22 protein-coding genes and 2 tRNA genes are annotated in these 24,580 nt (G+C 58.7%); 6 read left to right on the forward strand and 18 right to left on the reverse strand.

Going from position 1 to position 24,580, the window contains the following annotated elements:
* Positions 1-29: 29 nt before the first annotated feature.
* The 16 genes from FHK95_RS05240 to FHK95_RS05315 all read right to left on the reverse strand — a co-directional run bounded on the left by FHK95_RS05240 (position 30) and on the right by FHK95_RS05315 (position 15,082).
* On the reverse strand, positions 30-281 hold the full coding sequence (locus tag FHK95_RS05240) for an OadG family protein (RefSeq protein ID WP_150303554.1): 252 nt from the start codon (positions 279-281) through the stop codon (positions 30-32).
* Positions 282-564: 283 nt separating this feature from the next.
* A complete protein-coding gene (mgtE, locus tag FHK95_RS05245; protein WP_150303555.1) occupies positions 565-1,989 on the reverse strand; it encodes a magnesium transporter in 1,425 nt (474 codons plus the stop codon).
* A 166-nt stretch (positions 1,990-2,155) separates the two neighbouring features.
* Positions 2,156-2,232, reverse strand: a tRNA-Arg gene (locus FHK95_RS05250).
* Positions 2,233-2,329: 97 nt separating this feature from the next.
* Positions 2,330-2,420, reverse strand: a tRNA-Ser gene (locus FHK95_RS05255).
* A gap of 58 nt (positions 2,421-2,478) precedes the next feature.
* Positions 2,479-2,664 (reverse strand): carbon storage regulator CsrA, encoded by a 186-nt coding sequence (gene csrA / locus FHK95_RS05260; RefSeq protein WP_150300421.1) that lies wholly within the window; start codon positions 2,662-2,664, stop codon positions 2,479-2,481.
* Between the two features lie 218 nt (positions 2,665-2,882).
* On the reverse strand, positions 2,883-4,124 hold the full coding sequence (locus FHK95_RS05265; RefSeq protein WP_150303556.1) for an aspartate kinase: 1,242 nt from the start codon (positions 4,122-4,124) through the stop codon (positions 2,883-2,885).
* Between the two features lie 81 nt (positions 4,125-4,205).
* Positions 4,206-6,824 (reverse strand): alanine--tRNA ligase, encoded by a 2,619-nt coding sequence (gene alaS, locus FHK95_RS05270; protein ID WP_150303557.1) that lies wholly within the window; start codon positions 6,822-6,824, stop codon positions 4,206-4,208.
* A gap of 175 nt (positions 6,825-6,999) precedes the next feature.
* Positions 7,000-8,019 (reverse strand): arginine N-succinyltransferase, encoded by a 1,020-nt coding sequence (astA, locus tag FHK95_RS05275; protein WP_150303558.1) that lies wholly within the window; start codon positions 8,017-8,019, stop codon positions 7,000-7,002.
* A gap of 1 nt (position 8,020) precedes the next feature.
* Positions 8,021-9,040 (reverse strand): arginine N-succinyltransferase, encoded by a 1,020-nt coding sequence (locus tag FHK95_RS05280; protein WP_150303559.1) that lies wholly within the window; start codon positions 9,038-9,040, stop codon positions 8,021-8,023.
* A 15-nt stretch (positions 9,041-9,055) separates the two neighbouring features.
* Positions 9,056-10,270, reverse strand: a complete 1,215-nt coding sequence (locus FHK95_RS05285) for an acetylornithine transaminase (RefSeq protein ID WP_150303560.1) — start codon at positions 10,268-10,270, stop codon at positions 9,056-9,058.
* A gap of 80 nt (positions 10,271-10,350) precedes the next feature.
* The gene (locus FHK95_RS05290) at positions 10,351-11,334 is read right to left on the reverse strand and encodes a GlxA family transcriptional regulator (RefSeq protein WP_150303561.1); all 984 of its coding nucleotides are present in this window, start codon (positions 11,332-11,334) and stop codon (positions 10,351-10,353) included.
* A 154-nt stretch (positions 11,335-11,488) separates the two neighbouring features.
* Positions 11,489-12,307, reverse strand: a complete 819-nt coding sequence (locus FHK95_RS05295; protein ID WP_150303562.1) for an SDR family oxidoreductase — start codon at positions 12,305-12,307, stop codon at positions 11,489-11,491.
* A gap of 148 nt (positions 12,308-12,455) precedes the next feature.
* Entirely contained in the window at positions 12,456-13,079 is a 624-nt protein-coding gene (locus FHK95_RS05300; protein WP_150303612.1) for a tRNA-uridine aminocarboxypropyltransferase, read from the reverse strand.
* Positions 13,080-13,123: 44 nt separating this feature from the next.
* Positions 13,124-14,206: a PA0069 family radical SAM protein gene (locus FHK95_RS05305; RefSeq protein WP_150303563.1), complete on the reverse strand. Its 1,083-nt coding sequence runs from the start codon at positions 14,204-14,206 to the stop codon at positions 13,124-13,126.
* A gap of 144 nt (positions 14,207-14,350) precedes the next feature.
* Positions 14,351-14,482: a cytochrome c oxidase subunit CcoM gene (gene ccoM, locus FHK95_RS20320; RefSeq protein ID WP_268977544.1), complete on the reverse strand. Its 132-nt coding sequence runs from the start codon at positions 14,480-14,482 to the stop codon at positions 14,351-14,353.
* Positions 14,483-14,806: 324 nt separating this feature from the next.
* Positions 14,807-15,082 carry a hypothetical protein gene (locus FHK95_RS05315; RefSeq protein ID WP_150303565.1) on the reverse strand — a complete coding sequence of 92 codons (276 nt, stop codon included), beginning with the start codon at positions 15,080-15,082 and terminating at the stop codon, positions 14,807-14,809.
* 367 nt (positions 15,083-15,449) lie between these two features.
* Here FHK95_RS05315 and rapA point away from each other — a divergent pair, with 367 nt between their 5' ends.
* Positions 15,450-18,290, forward strand: a complete 2,841-nt coding sequence (gene rapA, locus FHK95_RS05320; protein ID WP_150303566.1) for an RNA polymerase-associated protein RapA — start codon at positions 15,450-15,452, stop codon at positions 18,288-18,290.
* A 17-nt stretch (positions 18,291-18,307) separates the two neighbouring features.
* On the opposite strand, the gene FHK95_RS05325 is transcribed toward rapA, so the two are convergent.
* Both FHK95_RS05325 and FHK95_RS05330 read right to left on the reverse strand, forming a co-directional pair.
* On the reverse strand, positions 18,308-19,489 hold the full coding sequence (locus tag FHK95_RS05325) for a patatin-like phospholipase family protein (protein WP_150303567.1): 1,182 nt from the start codon (positions 19,487-19,489) through the stop codon (positions 18,308-18,310).
* A complete protein-coding gene (locus tag FHK95_RS05330) occupies positions 19,489-20,454 on the reverse strand; it encodes a lipid A biosynthesis lauroyl acyltransferase (protein WP_150303568.1) in 966 nt (321 codons plus the stop codon). The genes FHK95_RS05325 and FHK95_RS05330 overlap by 1 nt, the downstream gene beginning before the upstream one ends.
* Positions 20,455-20,564: 110 nt before the next feature.
* Here FHK95_RS05330 and minC point away from each other — a divergent pair, with 110 nt between their 5' ends.
* The 5 genes from minC (at position 20,565) to FHK95_RS05355 (ending at position 24,563) form a co-directional block, all read left to right on the forward strand.
* A complete protein-coding gene (gene minC / locus FHK95_RS05335; protein WP_150303569.1) occupies positions 20,565-21,347 on the forward strand; it encodes a septum site-determining protein MinC in 783 nt (260 codons plus the stop codon).
* Positions 21,348-21,494: 147 nt separating this feature from the next.
* Positions 21,495-22,304, forward strand: coding sequence for a septum site-determining protein MinD (gene minD / locus FHK95_RS05340; RefSeq protein WP_150303570.1), 810 nt, complete (start codon positions 21,495-21,497; stop codon positions 22,302-22,304).
* Positions 22,304-22,564, forward strand: a complete 261-nt coding sequence (gene minE / locus FHK95_RS05345) for a cell division topological specificity factor MinE (protein ID WP_150303571.1) — start codon at positions 22,304-22,306, stop codon at positions 22,562-22,564. The genes minD and minE overlap by 1 nt, the downstream gene beginning before the upstream one ends.
* 41 nt (positions 22,565-22,605) lie before the next feature.
* Positions 22,606-23,241 (forward strand): RluA family pseudouridine synthase, encoded by a 636-nt coding sequence (locus tag FHK95_RS05350; RefSeq protein WP_150303572.1) that lies wholly within the window; start codon positions 22,606-22,608, stop codon positions 23,239-23,241.
* A 26-nt stretch (positions 23,242-23,267) separates the two neighbouring features.
* Positions 23,268-24,563, forward strand: coding sequence for a M18 family aminopeptidase (locus tag FHK95_RS05355; protein WP_150303573.1), 1,296 nt, complete (start codon positions 23,268-23,270; stop codon positions 24,561-24,563).
* Positions 24,564-24,580: the final 17 nt, after the last annotated feature.

The following is a 24,580-nucleotide window of genomic DNA, read 5'->3' on the forward strand; positions in this document are numbered from 1 at the left end:
TTTTATAGTGAAGTTTTCGTCAATATGGATCAGGACGCACGCGAACGATGCTGCTTTACGGCAGCGGTGATCACGGCAATAAGTTCGGAATCGACTACGTCTGGAGCAGGCTGCGCCCGACGTGCCGGCTTGGAAACCGGGACCGCTTCGGGAAAATATTTCCCCAGCAGCTTGGACATCAGCGTAACAATAATCACCAGGGAGATTAGGAACGTGAAGACCGCCCCCATTCCCATCAGCATCAGATCGACGCCTTCCATAAGCAGTTCGGTTGAATTCATTCTTGTCTCCCGCCCTCGCACGCCCGCGAAGCGAGCTGTTGAATATTCGATTTTACTGTTCGGAAAAAGCGACACCGGCCTGTCGATTTGACCGGTTCTGCTCGCGCAAAACCGGTGTAATGTATCCTGATGTGACATTCTTGGCAATCCAGGCGACATCATAAACGACACCGGAAAGGGAAGCTGGGCCCGGCCCCGCAAGGTTTTATCACGCTCAAAAACCTCCCGCCAGACCGACCCCACACGAGGGAAAAAGTTTCGGCCGACACCGATGGACCCGACGTCAAAGCAGAAATATTGTAGCCAGTCCAAGGAAAATGAAGAACCCACCGCTATCGGTTATTGCTGTAATCATCACACTGGCGCCAAGCGCCGGGTCGCGTCCCATACGCATTCTCGCCAGCGGGATAACCACCCCCATGATCGACGCCAGCAACATGTTCAGCGTCATGGCTGCAAGCAGCACGATAGCCAGCGCCACGCTTGCATAGAGCCAGTAGGCGATCACTGAGAGCACTACACCCCAGAACAATCCATTGATCATGGCGACCAACGCCTCCTTGCGGATAAGCCGTCTGCCGTGGGCAACCTGAACCTGACCGGTGGCAATGCCGCGCACAATCATGGTGATGGTCTGATTACCCGAATTACCACCGATGCCGGCCACGATCGGCATTAGCGCCGCCAGCGCCACCAGCTGCTCAATGGAATTCTCGAACAGCCCGATCACCCGGGATGCGATCAGGGCGGTACACAGATTCACTGCCAGCCAGGCCCAACGATTGCGTACTGACTTCCACACCGACGCGAAGATATCCTCTTCCTCGCGCAGGCCCGCCGCGTTGAGCGCTTCGGTTTCACCTTCTTCACGGATATAGTCAACCATCACATCAATGGTCAAACGGCCTTGCAACCTGCCCTGCGCGTCAACCACTGGTGCAGATACCAGATCGTAGCGTTCGAACGCCTGCGCAGCCTCGCCAGCATCATCCAGCGGGCCGAAAATGACTGGCTCGCCGGCCATGGCGTCATATACCAGCTCATCCGGCGAACCCACCAGCAGGCGCTTGATCGGCAGAACGCCCTTCAGCACGCCTTCACCGTCGACCACAAACAGCTTGTCGGTGTGGTCAGGCAAGACTTCGAAGCGACGCAGGTAGCGGATCACCACTTCCAGCGATACATCATCCCTGATGGTGACCATGTCGAAATCCATCAAGGCCCCGACCTGGTCGTCATCGTAGGATAATGCTGATTGCAATCGCTCGCGCTGTTGCGCATCGAGCGTATCCATCAGTTCGCGTACCACATCACGTGGCAAGTCGGGCGCGAGATCAGCGAGCTCATCGGCGTCAAGACTGTTAGCCGCCGCTATGATCTCGTAGTCGTCCATATCCGCTATGAGCGTTTCACGCACCGCATCGGATACTTCGAGGAGAATTTCCCCATCCCGCTCCGAACGTACGCGCTGCCATACCGCCAGCCGCTCTTCAAACGGAAGGGATTCGAGGATATAGGCAATATCGGCAGGGTGAAGCTCGTCAAGCAGACGCTGTAACGCGATCAAGGATGCGCCATAGGCGAGACTGCCTTCAGTCTCTTCTACTGCTCCACGGTGATCACCGATACCGAGCTGATCGAGCAACAGGACAACTTGGTCAAGTCGATCCTGGAGACTGTCGGGGGAGTTGGGGCTGGAATCTGACATGGATGCTTCCCGAGGGGTCTGGCGGTACGTCAGCGAGACAGGCCAAGCGGCGCAATGTCTGGCAAGCCTGGTGTCAGCCTAGCAGTTTGTGCGTTCCGCCATACCTTCACCGATCAGGTGAGGAGCAAAAAAAAACCCACCGGCTTTAACCAGTGGGTTTTTCGTTTGGTGCACTCGGAAGGATTCGAACCTTCGACCGCTCGGTTCGTAGCCGAGTACTCTATCCAGCTGAGCTACGAGTGCATTGTGGGGCGTATTATAGGGCGTTAATTTCAACTGTCAAACATTTTTTTCTTTAGAATTCAGAAGCTAACGTCTGACTGCCACTACAACCACAAAGTGGCGGAGAGGGCGGGATTCGAACCCGCGATACCCTTTTGAGATATACTCCCTTAGCAGGGGAGCGCCTTCAGCCACTCGGCCACCTCTCCGTAACGCGCTGAATATTACCGATGCGCTCTGCCCAATGCAATGAAAACTTTAAGAAATTTAAACGCTTGGCTCTTCACCTTTCTCTTTTTGAATACGCTGATAAATTTCCTCGCGATGAACGGCCACTTCTTTGGGCGCATTCACCCCGATGCGAACCTGGTTGCCCTTGACACCCAGCACGGTCACGGTTACTTCATCACCTACCATCAGGGTTTCACCAACCCGACGAGTCAAAATTAGCATTCCTTTCTCCTTGATTTTGATCAGCACACAGCAGTCTGCAAAAACCGGCTAGTTGCCTGTCGGCCGCCTTGCTGGCATGGATGTTGACCACGCGATGCATCAGGGGTTCGATGCATCCTATGGTTAACTGATGCCGGGTAGCCAATATGGCACGGCCTCCACAATAGCCGTGCCCTCGAAAAGCTCCCAGAGGCGCTTGTTAGACTATGGACGACAACTCAAAGACGATCAGCCCCTGATACTTCGGTATCCAGATCAAAGGCTGAGTGAAGTGAACGCACCGCGAGCTCAAGGTATTTTTCGTCGATCACCACCGAAATCTTGATTTCAGAGGTGGAGATCATCTGAATATTGATACCTTCTCGCGACAGCGCTTCAAACATCTTACTCGCCACACCCGCATGGGAGCGCATTCCAACGCCAACAATCGATACTTTTACGATCTTGCTGTCGCCAGCCACTTCGCGGGCCCCGATCTCGGTAGCAATTTGACGCAGAATATCTTCGGTCTTGCGCACATCGTTGCGATTGACGGTAAAGGTAAAGTCAGTCGTATTATCCTTCGACACGTTCTGCACGATCATGTCGATCTCAATGTTCGCCGCGCTTACCGGCCCCAGGATCTTGAACGCCACACCGGGGGTGTCGGGCACGCCACGAATGGTCAGCTTGGCTTCGTCACGATTGAATGCGATGCCTGAAATGACGGGTTGTTCCATGGATGAGGCTTCCTCAAGGGTGATTAGCGTACCGGGACCTTCTTTGAAGCTATGCAGTACCCGTAGTGGAACACTGTATTTGCCGGCAAACTCGACCGCCCGAATCTGCAGCACCTTAGAGCCCAGACTGGCCATCTCGAGCATTTCCTCGAAGGTGATCTGGTCCAGTCGCCGGGCACTTTCGACAACGCGCGGATCGGTGGTATAGACCCCGTCGACGTCGGTATAGATCTGGCATTCGTCGGCTTTGAGCGCCGCTGCCAAGGCGACGCCTGTGGTGTCAGAGCCTCCACGACCCAGCGTGGTGATGTTGCCCTGCTCATCCACGCCCTGAAAGCCTGCAACGATGACCACCCTGCCCGCGTCCAGATCAGTGCGAATCCTGGTTTCGTCAATGTGCTGGATCCGGGCCTTGTTGAAGGCATTGTCGGTCACAATGCGCACCTGGGATCCGGTGTAGGACACCGCCGGCACATCAATGGCTTTCAATGCCATGGCCAGCAGGCCAATAGTGACCTGCTCGCCGGTCGACAGGATCACGTCCAGCTCCCGGGCATCAGGATCGGTCTGCACCTGGCGCGCCAGCTCAATCAGGCGGTTGGTCTCGCCGCTCATGGCAGATACCACCACCACGAGATCATCTCCCCGGGCCCTGAAGCCTTTTATCTTCTCGGCGACCTGGCAGATGCGCTCGACACTGCCAACCGAGGTACCGCCAAATTTCTGGACAATAAGTGCCATCGTATTGCACCAACCCCCATAGCGAAATCGGAAAACCCGATCATTCTCCAGGCATCACAGATGCCCGGGCCTTTAGTGCCTTTACCCCAGCAACATATTCAGTGCTTCGGCCAACGCATTGTCCAGGGCCGCAACATCGGTGCCGCCGCCCTGAGCCATGTCGGGACGTCCACCGCCCTTGCCGCCTACTAGCGCCGCGGTGTTGCGAATCAGATCACCTGCTTTGACGCGGGCGGTCAGATCTTTAGTCACACCAGCGACGAGGATAACCTTACCGTCCAGCTCACCGCCCAACAGAATAACCGCCGAACCCAGCTTGTTTTTCAGCTGATCGATCAGCGCCAGCAATGACTTACCATCCTGACCGTCGACCCGCTTGACCAGTACCCGCATGTCGCCAAGCTGCTGCGCCTCGGCCGCCATATCGGTGCCCGCTGCGCTGGCGGCCTTGGCCTTGAGCTGTTCCAAATCCTTCTCCAGCTGGCGGTTGCGCTCGATCAGACCGGTCAGCTTGTCGATCAGGTTGTCGCGGCTGCCTTTCACCAGCTGGGCGACCTGCTGGAGCTGCTTTTCCGCTTCGGCCATGTGTGCCAATGCCGCCTTGCCGGTGACCGCCTCGATACGCCGGACCCCTGATGCAATACCGCTTTCGCTGACAATCCGCAGCAAGCCAATGTCACCGGTGCGGCTCACATGGGTACCGCCACAGAGTTCGACCGAGAAGCCATTACCCATCGTCAGCACGCGCACTTCATTGCCGTACTTCTCGCCGAACAGCGCCATAGCGCCTTTTTGCTTAGCGGTTTCGACATCGGTCAGCTCAATCTTCACTTCGGTATTGAGCAGGATCTGCTCATTGACGATATCTTCCAGCGTCTGCAGTTGCTCAGGCGTGATGGCTTCGAAATGACTGAAATCGAAACGCAGGCGCTGGCTGTCGACCAGCGAGCCTTTCTGCTGCACATGCTCACCCAGCACCTGACGCAATGCCGCGTGCAGCAGGTGCGTGGCCGAATGGTTGAGTTTGGTAGCCTGGCGCACGCCTTCCTCGACAACCGCCTTGATTGAGGCGCCAACACTCAGGCTGCCGCTGGCCACGATCCCATGGTGCAGGTGGGCATTACCGGCCTTGGTGGTGTCGCGTACATCGAAACGTACGCCCGCGCTTTCGAGGTAACCGGTATCGCCAATCTGACCGCCCGATTCCGCATAAAACGGCGTCTGATCCAGAATGACCACGCCCTTCTCGCCCTCGACCAGACTATCGACTTGCTGACCGTCACGGTACAGCGCCAAAATCTTGCCGGCGCCGGTGGTGCCTTCGTAACCCTGGAAACGGGTTTCGGCATCGACTTTCACCAGGCTGTTGTAGTCCAGACCAAACTGGCTGGCGGACCGGGCGCGCTTGCGCTGCGCCTCCATAGCTGCTTCGAAACCGGCTTCATCCAGCGTCAAGCCACGCTCACGGGCGATATCGCCGGTCAGGTCCATGGGGAAGCCAAAGGTGTCATACAGTTTGAACACCACCTCGCCGGGAATTTCATTGCCCTGAAGATCCGCCAGATCCTGCTCGAGAATCCGCAGGCCCTGTTCAAGCGTCTTGGCAAATTGCTCTTCTTCGGTTTTCAGTACACGTTCGATATGCGCCTGCTGAGCCTTGAGTTCGGGAAAAGCGTCGCCCATCTCGGCAACCAGACCCGCAGCAATTTTGTGAAAGAAAGGTCCTGACGCGCCCAGCTTGTTCCCGTGGCGACAAGCGCGGCGGATGATCCGGCGTAACACGTAGCCGCGCCCTTCGTTGGACGGCAGCACACCGTCAGCGATCAGGAAACTGCAGGAACGGATATGATCGGCCACGACTTTCAGTGACGCAGCGTTGTTCTGCTCGCAGCCAATGGCTACTGCCGCAGCTGTCAGCAGGTTCTGGAACAGATCAATATCGTAGTTGGTATGCACTTTCTGCATCACCGCACTCACCCGCTCCAGGCCCATGCCTGTGTCCACGCTGGGTGCCGGTAGCGGATGCATCACACCATCGGCGGTGCGATTGAACTGCATGAACACCAGGTTCCAGATTTCGATATAGCGGTCACCGTCTTCGTCCGGACTACCCGGCGGGCCGCCCCAGATATGCTCGCCATGATCGAAGAAGATTTCGGTACAGGGACCGCACGGACCGGTATCGCCCATCGCCCAGAAGTTATCCGAGGCGTAGGGGGCGCCCTTGTTGTCGCCGATACGCACCATCCGCTCGACCGGCACGCCGATTTCCTTGGTCCAGATATCAAAGGCTTCGTCATCATCGGCGTAGACCGTGACCCAGAGCTTTTCAGACGGCAGATTCATCCACTGTTCGGAGGTCAGAAACGCCCAAGCGTATAGGATTGCATCACGCTTGAAATAATCGCCAAAGCTGAAATTCCCGAGCATTTCGAAAAATGTGTGATGCCGCGCGGTATAGCCGACGTTCTCCAGATCGTTGTGCTTGCCACCGGCACGCACACACTTCTGGCTGCTGGTGGCGCGGGTATAGGCACGCTTGTCCAGCCCGAGGAAACAGTCCTTGAACTGATTCATGCCGGCATTGGTGAACAGCAGTGTCGGGTCGTCCGCCGGAACCAGCGAACTTGAGGCGACACGGGTGTGCCCCTGGCCTTCAAAGAAACGAAGGAAGGCTTCACGAATTTGTGCGCTTTTCATAATCCCCTTACCAGAACAGGTCAGCCGGACAGTGAGGACATAATGTCTGTCACCAAGGCCAAAGGCCGCATTATATAGGTATGAACGCCCAGCGTGCATTAGCAGCACGCTGGATAATCCCTATCGTATCAATAGACTCACCTGAGCGCGGTCAGGTCAGGTCATTGGCAGCCGTTCAGGCCTGGCGGGCGCACAAGGATACGGCTCGTACCGGCGTGCCAGCACGCACGCCGAGGCGCGCGGCGGTTTCCGGCGCCACCACCAGGGTGCCTGCGGCAACCCGTGCGGGCGCGCAAGTGATGCGGCAGCCTTCGCGTCCGCGATTATGGATGAGAAAGGATTCGGCGGTGTCACCGGGCGTGCCGGTGGCCAGCACCAACACCTGACTCTCATGAATAGCGCGAATCTGCTTCAGTGGCGCTTCAAGTGTTGCGCCGCCATCGAAGATGTCGATATAGCCCTGGTAGCTCATACCCTCTTCCTGAGCCATTTCCAGATTGGACTCCGAATCGGGATGCACCTTGCCCATCGCGTTCCGCGCTTCTTCGCTGAGAAAACAGGCGTAGAGTGGAAACTTCGGCATCATCTCGGCAATAAACGCCTTGCTGCCGATCCCCGTCAGATAGTTCGCACGCGAGAATTCCATACGGAAGAAGTGCCTGCCCAGGCTTTCCCAGAAGGGCGAACGGTCCTGCGCGTCCGAGACGCCGCGCATTTCAACAATCACTCGTGAAGAGAACGACTGCGGGAATTCGGCCATGAACATGAAACGCGCCTTGGACAATAACCGGCCTACCTGGCCACCACGGTGCTGCGGCTCGAGATACAGCGAGCACAGCGCCGACGCCCCGGTCAGATCATTCACCAGAAACAGCGTTGGATGCTGACGATAGACCTGTAATTCGCGGCTCGCCGTAACGGTAAGCCCCAGGCGATAGCTATACCAGGGATCGCGCAGACCGGCGGCGGCGAGCATCCCGGTGGTGCCGATAATGTTGCCGCTTTCATCCTCAAGCACCAGCAGGTAATCCGCGTCAGCCTTCTCGACTTCGCCGCGAAAGCTGGCTTCAACGTTGCGCAAACGGCGACTGAGGTCTTCTTCACTGGCGGGCAGCGTGGTCAGCACCGCTCCTGCAGTAACCGCCAATTGGGTCAGGCTCGCCAGATCACTGACGCGTGCAGCACGAACCAGCATATCAAGCCTCCCTGACAAGTCTGAGGGTGTCGCCGGCATCCACCTGAAGCAGGTCGGCCTGCTCTGCCGAAAGCACCAGTGGTGCATCCGCACGGCAGGTCAGACGCAATGCGCAGGCCCGATACTCGGCAACTTGAGTGTTCGCAGCCAGCCAGAGGGCATCGGCTGGCTCCGGGACGCCTATTTCCACCTGCGCCACCTGACTGGTAGCCACGGTGCGCAGCGCAGCGGTTCTGGCTTGAACCACCGGCCCGCCATCGAAGATGTCTATATAGTTGTCCGTCTCGAAGCCTTCACGCATCAGAATGTCGAAAACCGCCTGAGCCGTTGGATGCACCTGGCCAATCACCTCCTGCGCTTCATCCGATAGCATCGGCACGTAGATGGGATACCCCGGCATCAGTTCGGCGAGGAAATTGCGGCCACGACTGCTGCCGATCTGCTCCGCCTCGCTATAGCTGACTGCGAAGAAATGCCGGCCTACCGCATCCCAGAAGGGCGCATTGCCGCCATCACTGATGCCGACGATTTCTGCCGCGGTGGATTCTGCGAAACGCTGCGGATGACTGGCCATGAATAACAACCGCCCCAGCGCATTCAGCTCGCGGGCGCTGGATTGCGATCTGGCTGCTGGCTCCAGATGGAAACCCGTCAGCAGGCTGTGCCCGGTCAGATCGTGACACAAGGACAACACGTGAATCCGGTTATGCAGGCCCAGCTCGCCCGACGCATGCACAAAGGTTTCATTGCGGAAGGTATAGAACGGCTGGCTGAATCCTGCAGCGGCGATCACGCTGCTACAGCCAGCGAGCCGCCCCGATGACTTGTCTTCCAGCACGAACAGATAACGCTCTTCCCCACTGAAGACAACGTCTTCCGCCATCGATGCCACCGAGGCCTCGATGATATCGACCAGGCGTTGACGCTCGGCCGGCAGCGCCGTGACGCCCACCGGGCTGGCGCTGGCAAGCCGCTCTATTTCAGGCAGGTCAGCCAGGGTGCATAAACGTTGAATGAGCATCGACGGCGCCCCGGCTCAGCCGACCAGAGCGGATAAAGCAGTGCGCAACCGCTCCAGCGCTTCGTGTATGTCTTGCGTTGAAATGATCAGGCTTGGCGCCAGCCGCACTACGTCGGGGCCGGCCTGCAACACCAGCAGCCCCTCGCGCTGCGCTGCCTCCTGAATCTGTCTGGCCTGGCCTTTCCATGAGGGCGACAACACGGCGCCGATCAGCAAGCCTCTGCCACGTACCGACTCGAACACATCCAGATCGGCGGCAATGGCCATCAGGCCATCGACCAGCAGCTTATTACGCTCAGTTACGCCCTCCAGCACTTCACTGGTATTGACGATATCCAGCACCCGCTCGGCCACCGCGCATCCCAGCGGATTACCGCCGTAGGTACTGCCGTGCGTTCCCACACCGAAATGCCGGGCGATACGATCAGTGGTCAGCATCGCCGCAATCGGGAATCCCCCACCCAGACTCTTGGCACTGGTGAGTATGTCCGGCTGCACGCCACTGTGCATATAAGCAAACAACTTGCCGGTACGCCCCATGCCAGTCTGCACCTCATCGAAGATAAGCAGCGCGTCGTGCTCATCACACAATTGCCGGACAGCCTTGAGATACTCATCGCTGGCGAGAATAACCCCGCCCTCGCCCTGAATGGGTTCGATGACCACGGCGCAGGTACGCTCCGATATCGTCGCGCGCAGCGCATCGATATCGTTGTAGGGCACATGGCTGATGCCTTCAATGGCAGGCCCGAAGCCTTCGGAGTATTTCGGCTGACCACCGACGCTTACCGTGAACAGGGTGCGGCCATGGAAGCTGTTGGTGCAGGCGATGATTTCGTGCTTCTGCGGGCCAACAACGTCATGCGCGCGGCGCCGCGCCAGCTTGAACGCCGCCTCGTTAGCTTCGCCACCGGAGTTGGCGAAGAACACCTTGTCGGCGAAGGTGGCAGCGATCAGTTTGGAGGCCAGACGCAGTGCCGGCTCGTTGGTCAGCACGTTCGACACGTGCCACAGTTTGCCGGCTTGTTCGGTCAAGGCCTCGACCAGAGCAGGATGCGCGTGGCCCAGCGCATTGACCGCGATGCCACCTGCGAGGTCAACGTACTCACGACCTTGCTGATCCCACACGCGGGCACCAGCACCGCGCACCGGAATCATGTCCACCGGAGAATAATTTGGCACCATGACCCGGTCGAAATCCGACCGGCTGACCTGCGTCGACTCTGTCATTCCTTTCTCTCCTGCTGCCGCGCTATGCGGCGTGAACACATACCTGATGAATCCGTCGCCCCGCTGGGCGCCGGCAAAAATTACTTGGCGGCCACATCGGCCACTTGCTGCGCCCGGCGTTGATTGCGATCTTCACGCGGCGTGACGCCAAAGCAGTTTCGATAGGCACTGGAAAAATGCGGACCTGATGAGAAGCCGCAGGACAGACCTACCTGGATGATCGATTTACTGGTCTGCAACAGCATCTGTCGCGCCCGGTTCAAGCGCAGCTCCAGATAATACTGCGAGGGCACGCTATTGAGGTATTGCTTGAAAATCCGCTCGAGTTGACGCCGCGATACGCACACATGCCGGGCAATCTCGTCGGTGGTCAGCGGCTCCTCGATGTTGGACTCCATCAGGATCACCGCCTGGGTCAACTTCGGATGGGCGCTACCCAGACGATTGCGTAGCGGCACGCGCTGGCGCTCACTGCCATCACGAATGCGCTCAATCACCAGATCTTCAGCCACCAGTGCCGCCAGCTCCGCCCCGTGGTCTTCGGCCACCAGCGCCATGAACAGGTCGGCGGTAGCCTGCCCACCGCTGCTGCTGAGGCGACCGCTATCCTGTTCGAACAACTGAGTGGTGGCCTGCACAGCAGGGAATCGCTCGCGAAACTCATCAATCACCCGCCAATGGACGGCGCAGCGGTGATCGTCCATTAATCCGGCCAACGCCAGCGGAAATACCCCGCCTTCCAATCCGCCCAGCACCACGCCTTCGCGAAGCATTTCCCGCCAGCGCAAAATGATGGACGGAGAAAGGGATTCCGGTGGAGCAGCAAGATCAGCGACGATCCAGAAGCGATCGAACGCCATGTCTTCATTCCAGGGCTTTGCAGGCAACTGCCAACCTTCGTCGCTGAGAGTTGGCTCGTCATCCAGCGTTAGGCATTGCGCCATGTAGCACTCGAATCCAGCCATTCTATTCGCGGACCGTAACACCGACAGGCCAGCCATCATCGCCGCAGGGTGACTACCCGGCCACATCAGAAAGGCGATCTTTCGCTGCTCAGATGACATCAGCCGACCTGCGCGCACTCATTAACACGAATAGGCTCCGTTCGAGCTATAAACAGTGACGCATTGTGCCACAAGCGGTTGAAACTGGCACCGCGCGGACAATAAAAAGGCGCACCCCGCGGAGTGCGCCTTTAACCTGGACCGTCGCCAGACGTCATGGCGTAGACGTGGCCAGTCGTTTCTCCATCAACCGCGTCATCTCGGCATAGACCGCGTCGGGATTGGTCTGTTTCAGCGCCCACGCCTGCCGCCCGCTTTCGTGCGGCAAGATCATGAATCGCCCTGCTTCGCTCTGCGTATAAATACTCTCTGCCACCTCCGCAGCCGATATCGGAGAGCTTTGCAGCAACTTGGCAATCTGGTCCTTGGAGGCCTGGTCCGGGCCGCGGTAGGAATCCAGCAAATTAGTCTGGAAGAACGACGGGCAGGCTACATTGACCTCTATGCCCAGCGGCTTAAGCTCTGCCAGCAGACTCTCTGACAGCGCGACCACGCCCGCCTTGGCGACGTTGTAGTTGCTCATGCCCGGGGACTGCATCAAGGCCGCCATCGACGCAATATTGATGATGCGCCCGCTACGCTGCCGGGTCAGCATCGGCACGAATGCCTTGCAGCCTTTGACCACGCCCATCAGGTTGACGCTGATCTGCCACTCCCAGTCCTCGAGCGTGAGCTCCCAGAACAGTCCGCCCGAGGCAACGCCAGCATTGTTGATAAGCACGTCAATGCCCTCCATGCGCTCCTGGCAGCTTTGCGCGAGCGCCGCGAGCTGGCTGAAATCCCGCACATCACACCGCTGAGTAAACCCCCATCCGCCCGCCTCCCTGACCATCGCGAGAGTTTCTACCAAGCCGTCGTCATGAATATCGGCAAGCGCCAGCTGCGCCCCTTCCCGCGCGTAACGCAACGCCAATTCGCGCCCCAGTCCGCTACCCGCCCCTGTGATAACTACCCGTTGCCTCGAACTCTGCATAATCGCTCCCGGTTCCATGCGGCCCTGCGCCAGAACGCTTTTCAGTGGCCTGTTGTTGTTATTCGATACTCATCCAGTTTAGCGGCAAGCGGACCGGTAACTCTTGCGACGCGACCCAAAATAAGCGCGGCGAATAGCACGCACGCAGTCAGACCCTAGAGGGGTGATTCCGATGGAAGCGCTCTTCGCCCATGGCTTCGATCTGACCGTTGATCAAGGCCTCGAACGGGGTGAGTAATGCGCGAAAATCAGTATCGGGCTCAATAATATTCAGCGCTGCCACCCCGGCCTCAACAGTCGATAGCGCGCCCTCCATCGGCGCCTTGCGCACTCGATAGCGACTATGCAACCCCGCCGGCAGGGCGACACGGGGCAGATGCTGTAATACCGGATTGAGATACAGAAGCTTGCGTGCCTTGCGCCAGGTGCCATCCAGCAGTACCAGCCGACGCGGTCGATCGTCGTCTGCAGCGCAGGAGATTAACGTCGCCTGGGCGCCAGGAAATAACAATTCGGTACGCCAGCGGGGATCCTGTAGCTGCTGATACCAGGCACAGTCTTCAGACAACTGTTCGGTAATCAGCAGATGCGCATTCTTCAGTCCACGCACCAACAACCTTGCGGTATTCAGCGGATGGCGCTGCTCGCTTGGATGCTGAATGACCAGCAGGCTGGTGCGCGAATCCAGATCTGGTATGAGGCTACACAGGCAATGGCTGACCGGTCGTGCGCAGGCAGCACACCAGGGTCGTCGATTTGGGCAGGTGGTCATTCGGCTAACCGACATCTCAGGACTGGCCATGTTAACGCGCCTGATCAGAGCAAATCCATTTGTAAGCCCGGTGGCGCAAACTGACTGCAGTCCAGCTGCTCGCTCAACTCACGACGGTTCAGCCCCAGCCGCTTGATCGCCAGGGTAAAGCGTTGCGACAACAGCGTGGCGAATGCACCCTCCCCGCGAAACCGTTTACCGAAGCGGGCATCGTAAAGCGCGCCACCACGACATTGCCGGATCAGACTGAGCACATGGCTTGCACGCAACGGCATGTGTGTTTCCAGCCATTGCTCAAACAGCGGACCGACTTCATGGGGCAACCGCAACAATATATAGGAGGCACTACTCGCTCCCGCATCACGGGCCGCCTCCAGCAGCCGCTCCAGTTCCGCGTCATTGACCATGGGGATGATCGGCGCGCACAGCACGCCCACCGGAATGCCCCGTGCCGATAACGCGCGAATGACCTTGAGCCGTGCAGCTGGTGCGGCGGCACGGGGCTCAAGTGTGCACTTCAGTTCGTTATCGAGTGTCGTCAGACTGATCATGACCTGCACCAGCCGATGGCGTGCCAGCTCCTCGAGCAGATCAAGGTCCCGCAGAATCAAGGCGCCTTTGGTGACCAACGTGACTGGATGCCGGAAACGCAGCAGCACCTCCAGGCATTGGCGGGTGAGCTGATGCTCGCGCTCGATTGGCTGGTAGGGATCGGTATTGGCGCCGATATTGATTGGCGCGCAGCGGTAGGCCGGCTTAATCAATTCGTTTTCGAGCAGCGCGGCAGCATTGGTCCGGGCAATCAACCGCGTCTCGAAATCCAGTCCCGCAGACATATCCCAATAGGCGTGGCTGGGCCGCGCGTAGCAGTACACGCAACCATGTTCACACCCCCGATACGGGTTAATCGAGCGGTCAAATGGCAGGTCCGGAGACTGGTTGCGGGTAATGATGGTTTTGGACTGTTCGACCCGCACTTCCGTCGCGGCAGTTGGCGGCACATCGTCAGCCCAACCGTCATGCTCCGCTTCGCTTGTGGTACTGGCGAAACGACTAGGCGGGTTGGCTGCGGTGCCGCGGCCGCGGATAGCACGTCCGGCATCGGAATGGAGCTGTGTACTGTTCATTCATACAGTATATCCGCGACACTCTGTCGTAGGCGACCGCTGGTCAGGCAAAAAAAAGCGACCAGTCCGAAGAGTGATCGCTCAAAGGCCTTGCGAGCCATGCCTGTGCCGGGTCGAGGATGTCGACCCGCAAATCTGGTGACGTCAGTGAGGGCGCTTGATTGCTCGGGCCGGCTTGCGGCTGTCGCGCCAAATAAACACACCCACACCGCCAAAGAAAGCGACCATCAAGCCAACAGTCAGGATTCCAGCGATTACGGTTTCGTCGATAAACATGAGAGGTGCTCCTCAATCCGGTCTAGATTCAAGAATACACAGGAGCACTTGGCGAACTATTGACCAGGATCAAGATTGAGCAGGTTTTTCAACACGGCGGGCAAAGCAGCGATCACCTACTGGCGATCAGCGTTTGGGCTTTTTCTTGCGGGACTTTTTTGCTTTGGATTTGCCAGGTCCCGAGGGTAACGGCAGAGCCTGCTCGAACCGCGCACGCATACTCATCAAGCGGGCTTCTTTGATATCGTGCTGACGGCGCTGACGCGCCTCAACAAGATCGATAACGGGAGCTGATTCTGATTCGTCTGTCATAGGCGAAGCGTATCAGACTTCAATATCTATCAGCAGCCCCTTGGCGGGCAGATCCGGAGACTGCTCAGGAATATCCTCGGTCGAATACTCGGTCTGAACAGTGAGGTCGGCGCGCTTGCGACGAGCACGCCGCCGATCAGGCACGCGATCCTTGTTGCGGCGGCGACGTTCCAACGGCTCGTCGAGCGTTTCATGCACCACCTCAGTCTTCGCCGTCGGCGTCACTCCGCGCTTCGGTCGAGTCGCTTCCGGTTGTGCACCCAATGGCGGGAGCCCTGGAATAAGCATTCGTCTGCCTCACATGACCCTGTTGCAGGGGCTAACAACTTCATATTGACGCTATTGACCACGAAATACCGCAGCCTATCCCACAACATGCGAAATTGTTCACGCTTCACTTATACCCCGCATCACACCTGGGAGCACTAAAGGAAGGCAAATAACCCAACCCGGGAGCCTCCGAAAACATCGACCGACAGAACGATCCGCCAATAAAACCGCCGCGCGAAGGCAGTTGAGTGGATGCGCATCCGTCCCCTGGGCGCATTTTAATCCCGGCTTGGCCGAGTGCAGTCGTATTCATCGGTCGCTTAGGTTTGTGGAGGCTGTCGCATCAGTTAATATAGCGGGCTTTTCAGCACGGCAGGAGTAAGGCATGACAGTATTCACCCCGGGACAACGCTGGGTCAGCGATAGCGAATCGGAACTTGGCCTGGGGACGGTGCTGTCGCAGGAAGACAGGCTAGTTATCATCCTGTTCCCTGCAAGCGGCGAAACCCGCCACTATGCGATGCGCAACGCACCACTGACCCGGGTTCGCTTTACGCCTGGCGATAACATCAGCCATCACGAAGGCTGGACGTTAACCGTCAGTGACGTGGGCGAAGAGGACGGGTTGCTGGTCTATCGCGGACTGCGCGACGACGGCAGCCCCGCCGAATTCTCGGAAACCATGCTCGATAGCTTCATTCAGTTCCGCCTGGCCAGCGACCGCTTGTTCGCCAGCCAGATCGACCCCTTACCCTGGTTCGGTCTGCGCTACGAAAGCCTGCGTCATCACTGCCGCATCCAGCGCTCTCCCCTACTCGGCCTGGCCGGCGTAAGAACTCAACCGATTCCCCACCAGCTACATATTGCCCGCGACGTTGCCGACCGCATTGCCCCCCGCGTACTGCTGGCTGATGAAGTCGGATTGGGCAAGACCATTGAAGCCGGCCTGATCATCCACCGCCAGATTCGCTCCGGCCGGGTGCGCCGCGTGCTGATCGTGGTCCCGGAAAACCTGCAGCATCAATGGCTGGTCGAGATGCGCCGCCGCTTCAACCTGAGCTTTGCGTTGTTCAATCAGGAGCGCTGCGACGGCGCGGAAGACAACCCGTTCGAGGAAGAACAACTGGCGCTGGTCTCGCTGGAGATACTGCTGGAAGACGAAAAAGTGCACGAGTACCTGCTTGCCTCGGATTGGGACATGCTGGTGGTCGACGAAGCGCATCACCTTGTCTGGCATGAAGAGGCTCCCAGTCAGGAGTACGCACTGGTCGAACAGCTCGCCACCCAGATACCGGCGATACTGCTGCTGACAGCCACGCCTGAGCAACTCGGGCAAGCCAGCCATTTCGCCCGTCTGCGCCTGCTTGATCCCGACCGCTTCCATGATCTGGAAGCCTTCCGCGAGGAAGCCGCCCGCTACCAGCCGGTCGCCGAAGCAGTACAACAATTGATGGAAGGCAGCGTACTGGCGCCGGCCGACCGGCAAGCCATCAGCGACTGGCTGGGCGGCAATGCCGAACAGCTGCTCGATGCGCTCAACACCGCCGGAGCAGACGCCGAGCAAGCGCGATCCAGCCTGATCCGCCAATTGCTCGACCGCCACGGCACCGGTCGGGTGCTATATCGCAATACCCGCGCCGCGATTGCCGGTTTTCCGGAGCGCCAGCTGCATGCCCATCCCCTGCCCTGCCCCGAAATCTATGCCGACCTCGAAGGGCGTACGGCGCTGTATCCGGAAGTGGGCCTGCAGGATGAATTCGAGCCGGTCGAAACCGCCTGGTGGCAGGACGACCCGCGCGTCGACTGGTTGATCGACACACTGAAGTTGCTCAAACGCAGCAAGGTGTTGGTGATTTGCGCCCATGCCGAAACGGCGCTGGATCTGGACGACGCCCTGCGTATACGCAGCGGCATCCCAGCGACCGTCTTCCACGAAGGCATGAGTATCGTCGAGCGAGACCGGGCCGCGGCCTTCTTTGCCGATGAAGAGTTTGGCGCCCAGGTAATGATCTGTTCGGAAATCGGCAGTGAAGGTCGTAATTTCCAGTTCGCCCACCATCTGGTGATGTTCGATCTGCCGACTCATCCCGATCTGCTTGAGCAACGCATCGGCCGTCTCGACCGCATCGGGCAGCGCGAAGTCATCCAGTTGCACATTCCGTATCTGGAAAACACCGCTCAAGAAGGCCTGTTCCACTGGTATCACGATGCGCTTAATGCGTTTCAAGCGACCTCACCCACCGGCAGCGCCATCCAGCATGAATTTGGCAGTCAACTACTGCACTTGCTTGATCATCCGGACGAGGCGGCCTGGTCCAGCCTGATCCAGCAGGCGCTGGCCCGTCGGACCGCCCTGGAAGAGGACATGCATAACGGGCGTGACCGTCTGTTGGAACTGCATTCGCGCGGCCACGGCGATGCCGAGGAAATGATCGCGGCCATCGAGCAGCAGGACAATGACTTCCAGCTGCCTATCTACATGGAACGCTTGTTCGATGTATTCGGCGTCGACAGTGAAGACCATTCAGACAACGCGCTGGTCCTGCGTCCCGGCGAGCGCATGCTCGATGCTGGCTTCCCTCTGGGCGATGACGAAGGTGTGACTATTACCTATGACCGCGAAACCGCACTGACCCGCGAGGACATGCAGTTTGTCACCTGGGAGCATCCAATGCTCGAGGGCGGCATGGATCTGGTGCTGTCAGGCAGCATGGGCAACAGCTCGGTGGCACTATTGAAGAATAAGGCGCTGAAGCCTGGCACCATGTTGCTGGAGTGCCTGTTCGTCAGCGAGGCCATTGCGCCGCGCGCCCTGCAGATGCAACGCTATCTGCCGCCGACACCGATTCGCTGCCTGCTGGATGTGAATGGCACGGATCTCGGCGCCAAGGTCGCGTTCGAAACACTGGAAGCACAGATTGAGAACCTGCCCAGACACCTGGCCAGCAAGATCGCCAAAAGCCAGCGCGAGATCGTCGAGCTACTGCTGGATCGCGCCGAAGCGCTGGCTGACGTGCAGCATGCTGACCTGGTGGAACAGGCCAGTCAGCGCTTTACTTCAGATCTGGACGAGGAGATTAATCGACTCAAGGCCTTGCAGCAGGTCAATCCGCTGGTACGCAACAGCGAAATCGAGACGCTGGAGAAGCACAAGACCGAGGGTAGCGTTGCGCTGCAGCATGCCAAGGTTCGCCTGGACGCCCTGCGCATGCTGGTGGCGGGGTAATCAGGGTTGAACAGAGCCTAAATCGGACAAACCATCCCGAGAAACTGTTGCAACTCATCGCTCTTGGCCAGTGCATCGCGGCGGCCAAGCGCGATGAGTTCGTTGCAATACTCCGCTTCGAACAGCAAGTAACTGACAACGCTGCCGCCAGAGGCACGGGTCGCACCGCTGCCGCGCAAGAACATCCTCAAACCCGCAGGCAAGGCCTTGCGATGCCGACTAGCGATCAGATCCAGCGGCTCGCTGGGCGAAATCGTCAACACCTCAACCGGCCTGATGCCCTTGCCCAGCGTCTGCGACGCCTGGGGCATCAACATTGCCAGTTGATTCATCCGCTCAATCTGCTCCATGTCCGACTCAAGATTGTCGACAAAGGTGCTGTTGAGTAGATGACCGCCGATCTGCGCCAGACTAGGAGCCGGCGGCGTGCGCCGACGCGGCCTGGGCTTGTCGGAAACCGGCTCATTGACCGGATTATCCGATACCCCGATGACCAATACCCGGTTCGCTCCAAGGTGCAACGCAGGACTGATCGGGGTCCGCTGACGCACTGCTCCGTCGCCGTACCAGCTCCGGCCCAACAGAACCGGCTCGAACAGCAGCGGTATGGCCGCCGAGGCGACAAGATGATCAAGCGACAGTGGCGTCTGGACGCCAACACGACGGTGACGATTCCAGGGCTCGATACGCTGATGGCCCTGATAAAAACAGACCGACTCGGCCAACTCGTAGTTAAACGCGCTGACTGAGACCGCACGCAGTTGGCCCGCCATCAGGGCCTCCTCGATCTTGCCGAACTGCATCAGATTACCCAGCAAGTCCCGCAACGGGCGGCTATCGAGCAGCGAGGTGGGACGCGCGCCACCCAACCCCAGAAGATTGGTTCGGGTCCAACGCCAGGCCTGGGCTACCAGGCCTGGCCAATCGGTGCGGTATACCTGATTGCAGCGAAAGCCTCCCCAGACCGCCCGCATACGCTCGACCCCAGCGTCGAAGTCGGAAGCATTGGTCGCCAACGCCACCGCATTGATGGCCCCCGCAGAGGTGCCGCAAATGATCGGAAAGGGGTTTACTGAATGGTCCGGCAGCAGTTCGGAAATAGCGCTCAGAACGCCGACCTGATAGGCCGCTCTCGCCCCGCCACCAGAAAGTATCAGGGCGGTGCAGTCTGTCTGTCTGGCCCAGGCCTGCGCTGTCATCAGCGAGCCTTGGCCACATGGCGACGCTTGCGACGTTGCCTCTTGGGGTATGGACGCTCTTCGCCTTCGGGACGCGTTTTGAATCGGCGATGGACCCACATGTACTGCTCGGGCTGCTGCAGTATCGCCTGCTCTACCCACTGATTGATGCGCAGCGCATCGGCTTCTTCATCACCCACCGGAAAATTCTCCAGCGGCGGATGCAGCGTCAATCGGTAGCCCTGAGCGTTAGGCAGACGGGTCTGCGTGAAGGGGATGACCTTTGCCTTACCCAGGCGCGCGAAGGTGGCGGTCGCCGTGACTGTGGCCGCCTGTACACCGAAGAACGGCACGAATACGCTCGCCTTGCGGCCATAATCCTGATCCGGCGCATACCAGATAGCACGACCTGAACGCATGGATTTGAGCATGCTGCGTACATCTTCGCGTTCCACCGCGATCGCGTCGGCATTGTGCCGCTCGCGGCCGCGGCGCTGAATGAAGTCAAAGGTAGGATTGGCATGCTCGCGGTACATCCCGTCGATCGTCGCCTGCTGACTGAGCAAGGCCGCGCCAATCTCCAGCGTCGTAAAGTGCAATGACATCAACAGCACCCCGCGCCCCTCTGCAGCAGCGTGCTCCAGGTGCTCCAGCCCTTCGATTGTGGCCAGTTTGGCCAGCCTGCGCGGCGGCCACCACCAGGCCATGGCCATTTCGAACAGGGCGATGCCGTTAGACGCGAAGTTTTCCCGCAGCACCTGTTCGCGTCGTTCGCTGGACCAATCGGGGAAACACAGCTCGAGATTGGTCGCAGCGATCAGCCGACGCTCTGGCATCAGGTGATACATGGCTCGACCTACTAGCCGTCCAACTGAGAGAATGGCCGGATAGGGAAGCTGAATCAGCAGCCACAACAGACCGATGCCCATCCACAGCAACCAATAACGAGGGTGCAGCATGGCGCTGCTGAAACCAGGACGTTGCATACACCAACCATAACGGTGAAAACCGCATTCTACCGAAGCCGGGCGCGGCTTGCGATCAACGCAGCCAATCTATATAAGTGTGCCCACTAAACTGTGCTCCTGGATCTTACATGACTGCTGAATCTCACTCCGACAAGCTCGACACTGATCTCGCGTTCAATCTCAAGGGCGGCATGCTGACCATGACCGTGATTGAACTGGTACGGCAGGAGCCTGAACGTTTTGCCCGTCAACTGGCAGAAAAAGTCAGGCAGGCGCCGAATTTCTTCAAGGACACCCCGGTGGTATTCAGCCTCGACAAGCTGAGTGATGAACTGGACGCCACCACCCTCGCCCATTTGCTGCAAATTTGCCGCGACAGCGGCATGCAACCCATGGCACTGCGCGGCAGCGAAGCCTTCCGGCCCCTGGCGCAACATTGCGGGCTCGTATTGATGTTGCCAGGTCGCGTGCGCGACAAAAGCGGCGAAGGCGAGCGACGCGGCGCGGCAGGGCCGAAGAAACCTGAAGCCGTCAGACGCGAAACACCCGTTGCCGCCGCGCCCGCCCCGGTTGCGGCCGAGGGCATCCCCAGTAAAGTAATCACGCAACCGGTTCGCTCTGGCCAGCAGGTCTATGCCCGCGGCGGGGACCTGGTCGTGCTGGCATCAGTAAGCCCCGGATCGGAACTTCTTGCCGATGGCAACATCCATGTTTATGGCCCGTTACGGGGCCGCGCACTGGCTGGCGTAAGGGGGAATACCGAAGCCCGTATTTTCTGCCAGTCACTGGAAGCGGAACTGGTATCGATTGCAGGACAGTACAAGGTTGCAGAAGACCTGCGTCGCCATCTTTGGAAGGAAGCCACGCAGATCAGCCTTGACGGGGATAGCTTGAAGATAGTGCCCCTTTAACAGATACTGTTCAGCCATCCGAGGAAGCCCACAATTCGTGGTCTTTAGCCATCCCGGGCTCCTCAATAATCAGGTCTCGAATACGCCGGAATTCACGCCCGGAGTGTTCTTTTTTTTACTCATTTGCGCTCCGACGGGAAGGTCATCTTGGCAAAGATCATAGTCATCACATCAGGCAAGGGCGGCGTAGGTAAAACCACTACCAGCGCTGCCATCGGTACCGGGCTCGCCCTACGCGGGTTCAAAACAGTTATCGTCGACTTCGACGTCGGTCTGCGTAACCTGGATCTGATCATGGGCTGCGAGCGCCGCGTGGTTTACGACTTCGTTAACCTGATCAACGGCGACTCGAACCTCAATCAGACCCTGATCAAGGACAAGCGCTCTGACAACCTGTACATCCTTCCCGCGTCGCAAACCCGGGACAAGGATGCGCTGACGCAGGATGGCGTGGAAAAGGTTCTGGAAGAACTGAAACTGACCTTTGACTATATCGTCTGTGACTCACCGGCCGGCATCGAGAAAGGCGCACACCTGGCAATGTATTTTGCCGACGAAGCCATAGTCGTGACCAACCCGGAAGTGTCGTCAGTGCGTGACTCCGACCGCATGCTGGGACTGCTATCAAGCAAATCCCGCCGCGCCGAGAGCGGTGAACGCATCAAGGAGCACCTGTTGCTGACGCGCTACAATCCGGTCCGCGCAGATCTGGGCGAAATGCTCACTGTCAGCGATGTCGAAGACATCTTGTCGATTCCGCTGTTGGGTGTCATTCCCGAGTCCCAGGCCGTTCTCAAGGCATCCAACCAGGGTGTACCTGTGATCATGGATGAACTCAGCGACGCAGGTCAGGCTTACGGCGATGCCGTGGACCGCCTGCTTGGCGAAACCATACCGCACCGTTTCCTCGAAGCTCAGAAGAAATCACTGCTACAGCGACTGTTCGGAGGTCGATAATGAGCCTGTTCGACTATTTCCGAGACCGGAAAAAGCCCGCCAAAACGGCATCGGTCGCGAAAGAGCGTCTTCAGATTATCGTAGCTCATGAACGGGGCCAGCGCTCCCAACCTGACTATCTGCCGCAGCTGCAGCAGGAGATTATCGATGTGATCAGCAAGTACGTTCAGATCGACCGCGATCAGGTGCATGTCGCGCTGGATAACCAGAGCGACTGTTCCATTCTGGAACTGAATATCACCCTTCCCGAACGTCCCTGACCCGATCGGCGCCCTCGTTCAGGGGGCGCCATGGAACCCGAATGCCACTTACTGACATCGGCATCCTTCATGAGGATCCGACCTTTCTAATCGTCAACAAACCCAGCTTGCTGCTTTCTGTTCCTGGCCGCGCCGAGGACAACAAGGATTGCCTGATCACCCGCCTGCAAGAAAACGGCTATCCCGAAGCGCGCATCGTGCACCGCCTGGACTGGGAAACCTCAGGGCTGTTGGTCATCGCCCGTAATCCCGACAGTCACCGCGAGCTATCGCGGCAGTTTCACGACAGGGAAACCCAGAAGACTTACATCGCCCTGTGCTGGGGTCAGCCTGATACCGAGTCGGGACATATCGATCTACCTCTGCGCTATGATCCGCCCAACAAGCCGCGGCACATCGTCGACCATGAACTGGGAAAATCCGCGCAGACCTTCTGGCGCGTATTGGAACGACTGAGCGATCATTGCCGTATCGAGCTGACGCCCATCACTGGGCGTTCTCACCAGCTACGGGTGCACATGCTGGCTATTGGGTATCCCCTACTTGGTGATCAGCTCTATGCGCAGGACGAGGCCCTCGCAGCGTGCCCGCGCCTGGCATTGCATGCAGCGCGACTCGGGATAAAGCATCCCGAGAGCGGTGAACCCATGGTATTTGATTGCCCGGCCCCCTTTTGAGCCGCAGCGAAGTAAAGGAGCTTTCGATGCACCAGAGTTCAACCAATCAGGATCTTGCTGACTTTATTCAGGCCTCGCCGACTCCCTTTCATGCGACCCAGAATCTGGCTGATCGCCTCCTCGCCGCCGGCTTCGAACAGCTGGACGAGCGTGACGAGTGGAACCTCCAGTCCGGCGGCAAATACCTGGTTACGCGCAACGGCTCCTCGCTGATCGCCTTTCAGATGGGTGTCTCTGGATCGCTGGACCAGGGCATGCGCATGGTCGGCGCTCACACCGACAGCCCGTGTCTGCGGGTGAAGCCGATACCGGAGATGAACCAACAGGGACTCTGGCAGCTGGCGATCGAAGTTTATGGCGGTGCGCTGCTTGCACCCTGGTTCGACCGCGACCTGTCTCTTGCCGGCAGAGTGACCTTTCGCACCCTTGAGGGCCGACTGGATAGCCGCCTGATCAACTTTGAACGCCCTATTGCGGTGGTACCCAGCCTGGCGATCCATCTCAATCGCGGCGTCAATGATGGCTTGAACATCAATGCGCAGACTGACCTGCCGCCGATCCTGGCCATGGCACTGGAGCCACAGCGCGATTTCCGCGCTTTGCTGGGTGCGCAGCTGGCTCAGGAACATCCCGATTGCCAAGCGGATCAGGTGCTGGACTACGAGCTATCCTTTTTTGACACACAGCCGCCAGCGACCGTCGGCCTGGAACATGACTTCTTCACCTCGGCCCGTCTGGACAATCTGCTGTCCTGCCACACAGCGCTGCAGGCGCTGCTTGCCAGCAGCGGCCAGGAGCCTGCGCTGCTGGTTTGTACCGATCATGAAGAAGTAGGCTCCACCTCAGCCTGCGGCGCGGATGGTCCCTTTCTGGAAGACGTTCTGAGCAGAGTAATACCGGATCCGATCAAGCGTATCCAGATGATCCAGCGGTCGATTATGGTCTCGGCGGACAACGCCCACGCGGTGCACCCGAACTTCGCAGACCGCCACGATACCAATCATGGTCCAAAGCTGAATGCCGGGCCGGTGATCAAAATCAACAGCAACCAACGCTACGCAACCACCAGCGAGACCGCTGCCTACTTCCGCAACCTGTGCAACGAAGCCGATGTGCCGGTGCAGAGTTTTGTCGTGCGCAGTGACATGGGCTGTGGAAGCACCATTGGCCCGGTTACGGCCAGCCGGCTGGGCATTCGGACCGTGGATGTGGGCGTTCCGACCTTCGCCATGCATTCCATCCGTGAGCTGGCCGGCAGTCGGGATGCAGCCTATCTTACCCAGGTGCTGACCCGATTCTATGACAGCCAGGATCTAATCTAGGCGCAAGAAACCAACGT

This window comes from Pseudomonas saliphila (genome assembly GCF_008638345.1).
Taxonomy (GTDB): domain Bacteria; phylum Pseudomonadota; class Gammaproteobacteria; order Pseudomonadales; family Pseudomonadaceae; genus Halopseudomonas; species Halopseudomonas saliphila.